The following is a 3,597-nucleotide window of genomic DNA, read 5'->3' as shown; positions in this document are numbered from 1 at the left end:
TGGTGCAGGACGTGGTCGAGATCGCGGACGCGCTGGGGTGGACGAGGTTCGACCTGGTCGGGCACGACTGGGGCGCGATCGCGGCGTGGGTCGCGGCGTCGCGGTTCCCGCTGCGGGTCCGCACGCTGACGGCCGTGTCCGCGCCCCACCCGGGCGCGCTCGCCCAGGCCCTGCGCACCGACCCCGACCAGCGGCGCAGGTGGTCGCACCTGGACCACCTGCGTGAGCCGGGCGTCGCGGAACGGGCCCTGCTGGCCGACAACGGCGCCCGGCTGCGGGAGGGCTGGCCGTCCTCGATCCCGCCGGAGCGGGTGGCGCAGTACGTGCGGAAGCTGACCGAGCCGGGCGCGTTGACCGCGGCGTTGAACTGGTACCGGGCCAACGACCTGACCGGCACGTACCGCCCGGTGTCCGTGCCCACCCGGTACCTGTGGGGCGAGGACGACAAGGTGATCGCCCCCGACACCGCGCAGCACGCGGCGCAGTGGACCACCGGCCCGTACTGGTTCGAGGTGCTGCCGAACGTGGGCCACTTCGTGCCCGAGGAGGCGGCGGAGGAGACCACCCTGCACCTGCTCGACCACCTGGCGACGTACTGAGCCGCGGTTGAGCCGGAGCGGTCGTGGGCCGCGGAGGTCCGCGGGGTCAGCCCAGGCTGGTGAGCATCTGCGCGCAGACCCGGGCCAGGTGCTTGCGCATCACGTCCGACGCGCGGGTCGGGTCGGCGGCGGCGATGGCCGCCACCAGGGCGTCGTGGTCGTCGAGCGACGCGTTCTGGTGCGGCGGGTCGTCCCGCAGCGCGCTGCGCAGCAGCACCACCCGCTGCTGCACCAGCCGCACCTGCTCAGCGATGCGCGGGCTGCGTGCCGCGTCCAGCAGGGCCTGGTGGAACGCCAGGTCCAGCCGGTAGGGGAAGCGCTCGCCCGCCGAGTACGCGCGCCGGGACTCGTCGCACACCGCGCGCAGCCGCACCACGTCCCCGTCGGTCCGCCGTGACGCCGCCAGCTCGGCCGCCGCGCACTCCAGCGCCGCCCGCAGCTCGAACAGGGCCTGCACGTCGGCGGCGTCGGCCGTCGGCACGGACGCGCCCCGGTGCGGCGCCAGCACCAGCAGCCCCTCCGAGGCCAGGTGCCGGATCGCCTCGCGCAGCGGCCCGCGCGAGATGCCCAGCCGCTGCGCCAGCTCGACCTCGTTGACCCGCGCGCCCGCCGGGATGTCACCCGTCAGCACCAGTTCGCGGAGCACGTCGACGGCCTGGCCGGCCAGGCTCAGGTGCAGGGGAGGTGTCACGAAGGTCTCCTAGCGCGAGAGGACCCCGCCCATGTTAACTGTCGACAGTTGGCAGAGCGCGGGCGGAGGGCACATGGCACACGAACTGGTCGCCGAGGTGTGGCGGGGCGAGTTCCTGGAGTCCGTGCACCACGGCTCCGTGATCGCACTCGACCGCGAAGGCCGTGAAGCCCTCACCGTGGGCCGGCCGCACGACACCACGTACCCGCGCTCGTCCAACAAGCCCGTCCAGGCGCTGGCCATGCTCCGCCACGGCCTCGACCTCGACGGCGAGCTGCTGGCCCTGGCCTGCGCCAGCCACTCCGGCGAGGACTTCCACGTCGACGGCGTCCACCGCGTCCTCCACGCGCACGGGCTGGACGAGACCGCCCTCCAGTGCACGCCCGACCTGCCGATCGGTGAGGACGCCCTCAAGGCGCACCTCGCGGCCGGCCGCGCCAAGGCGCCGAAGTACATGAACTGCTCGGGCAAGCACGCCGCCATGCTCGCGACCTGCGCCGTCAACGGCTGGTCGACCCACGACTACCTCGACCCCGCGCACCCCCTCCAGCTCGCCGTCCGCGACACCCTGGAGGAACTGGCCGGCGAGCGCATCGGCGCGGAGGGCGTGGACGGCTGCGGCGCACCGCTGTTCGGCATCAGCCTGCACGGCCTGGCGCGGGCGTTCAGCACCCTGGCGCGCGCCGAGGACGGCCCGGAACGGCGGATCGCGCAGGCGATGAACCGCCACCCCGAGTGGGTCGGCGGCACGAACCGCGACGTCACCAAGCTGATGCGGGCCATCCCGGGCGCGGTGGCCAAGGACGGCGCGGAAGGCGTCTACGCGATCGGCCTGCCGACCGGTGAGGCCGTGGCGTGCAAGATCGCGGACGGCTCCAGCCGCGCCCGGACCGTGGTCCTGGTCGCCGCACTGCGCAAGCTGGGAGTGGCCGCGCCGGACGAGCTCGCCACCTTCCCCGTGCTCGGCCACGGACGGCCGGTGGGAGCCGTCAGACCGTCACCCAGCCTGGTGAGTTGAACCGGCCGGCGGCTTGAAACGCCCGATACGCTGGGGTCCATGGCCAGCGCCAAAGCCGCCGACGCCCCCGACGAACGCCCACCGAGCAGCATCGACGACGAATTGATCGGCCTCGACCCGGACGACCCGGAGACCAGGGCGTTCGCGGAGCACCTCGGTCGGATGCAGCAGCAGCCACCCAGCTTCACCATCGAGGGCACGGTCGCGGGCGTCGAGCGGTTCGCGGACTCGGCGAACCGGGCGGGCGGCCTGCGCCGGCTCACCGCGGTCGTGGTGGTGGGCCTGATCCTGCTGGGCGTGGTGATCAGCGTCTGGTACTACCTGGGCACCCTCGTCTGGGTGTTCTTCTACTGAGTCACCTCCACCGAGTCCTGTCCACCGAGTTCGCTCCACCAGGCCCCGGCCGTCCGAGGACTCGGGTTCCCTTCCGGTCCTGGCCGGGCGGTTCCCGCCGGATTCCGTCCGCCGCGGATTCGTCTAACGTGGAGGTATGGAACCTGTCGTCGGCGCCACCCCGAAGGTGGTCCACTCCGAGGCGGAGTGGCGGGAGATGCTGAGCCCGAAGGAGTACGCGGTGCTGCGCGACGCGGGCACCGAACCCGCCTGGGTCGGCGAGTACACCGAGACGAAGTCCGAGGGCGTCTACGAGTGCCGGGCGTGCGGCGCCGAGCTGTTCCGCAGCGAGACGAAGTTCGACTCGCACTGCGGCTGGCCGTCGTTCTTCTCGCCGCTGGCCGGTGACGCGGTGATCCTGCGCGAGGACCGCACGCACGGCATGGTCCGGACGGAGGTGCTGTGCGCCACGTGCCACAGCCACCTCGGGCACGTCTTCGAAGGTGAGGGGTACGACACCCCCACGGATCAGCGCTACTGCATCAACTCCGTGAGCTTGCGCCTGGTCGAGAACACCGGCGGTCCAGCAGACTGACGGTGCTACTCCGAACGATGACGGAATCCACAGCAGGAGGAATCATGCGCATCTTCAAGGGCACTGACGGCGAAGGCTCCGGCGGCGTGGACGGCGCGTCGTCCTCCTGACGGCCCCCCGCGTCACCCGCCCGGAACCCTAAGGCTTGCTAAAGCCCTCTTGTCGGGGTGTGGCCTGGCGCACACGATTGCCTCCTGGCTGGTGGACCTGGTTCCACCGAGGCCCACAGGGGGTGGACCGTGGAGCGACCGTGGGGGCTTTCGGGCCCGGAGTTCCTCGAGTTGTACTGGATCGCGCTGGCCGTGTCGCTGGCCTTCGCGATCCTCGTCCGAGTGCGCCTGCGGGGCACGCGGGGAGGCGT

At 72.4% G+C, this 3,597-nt stretch carries 6 protein-coding genes; 5 read left to right on the top strand and 1 reads right to left on the bottom strand.

The features are described 5' to 3' along the window. Positions 1-599 (top strand): alpha/beta hydrolase (locus tag AB0G02_RS25090; protein ID WP_360797990.1); only part of this gene is annotated, 599 nt, incomplete at its 5' end. A gap of 46 nt (positions 600-645) precedes the next feature. Here the strand turns inward: AB0G02_RS25090 and AB0G02_RS25085 are convergent. Next, the gene (locus tag AB0G02_RS25085; RefSeq protein WP_360797988.1) at positions 646-1,290 is read right to left on the bottom strand and encodes a GntR family transcriptional regulator; all 645 of its coding nucleotides are present in this window, start codon (positions 1,288-1,290) and stop codon (positions 646-648) included. Positions 1,291-1,363: 73 nt separating this feature from the next. On the opposite strand from AB0G02_RS25085, the gene AB0G02_RS25080 reads away from it, so the two are divergent. The 4 genes from AB0G02_RS25080 to AB0G02_RS25065 all read left to right on the top strand — a co-directional run. Then, positions 1,364-2,308, top strand: a complete 945-nt coding sequence (locus tag AB0G02_RS25080) for an asparaginase (protein ID WP_360797986.1) — start codon at positions 1,364-1,366, stop codon at positions 2,306-2,308. A gap of 39 nt (positions 2,309-2,347) precedes the next feature. Continuing rightward, positions 2,348-2,662: a hypothetical protein gene (locus AB0G02_RS25075; protein WP_360797984.1), complete on the top strand. Its 315-nt coding sequence runs from the start codon at positions 2,348-2,350 to the stop codon at positions 2,660-2,662. A gap of 136 nt (positions 2,663-2,798) precedes the next feature. After that, a complete protein-coding gene (gene msrB / locus AB0G02_RS25070) occupies positions 2,799-3,236 on the top strand; it encodes a peptide-methionine (R)-S-oxide reductase MsrB (RefSeq protein WP_360797982.1) in 438 nt (145 codons plus the stop codon). Positions 3,237-3,403: 167 nt separating this feature from the next. Further along, positions 3,404-3,597 (top strand): hypothetical protein (locus AB0G02_RS25065; protein WP_360797992.1); only part of this gene is annotated, 194 nt, incomplete at its 3' end.

This window comes from Actinosynnema sp. NPDC023658, assembly GCF_040639995.1.
GTDB lineage: Bacteria > Actinomycetota > Actinomycetes > Mycobacteriales > Pseudonocardiaceae > Actinosynnema.
This window is presented reverse-complemented; position numbering and strand designations above follow the sequence as displayed.

Coding starts and splice junctions, on each gene's coding strand:
- AB0G02_RS25080 (WP_360797986.1), top strand. CDS start 1,364: ATGGCACACGAACTGGTCGCCGAGGTGTGGCGGGGCGAGTTCCTGGAG.
- AB0G02_RS25075 (WP_360797984.1), top strand. CDS start 2,348: ATGGCCAGCGCCAAAGCCGCCGACGCCCCCGACGAACGCCCACCGAGC.
- msrB (WP_360797982.1), top strand. CDS start 2,799: ATGGAACCTGTCGTCGGCGCCACCCCGAAGGTGGTCCACTCCGAGGCG.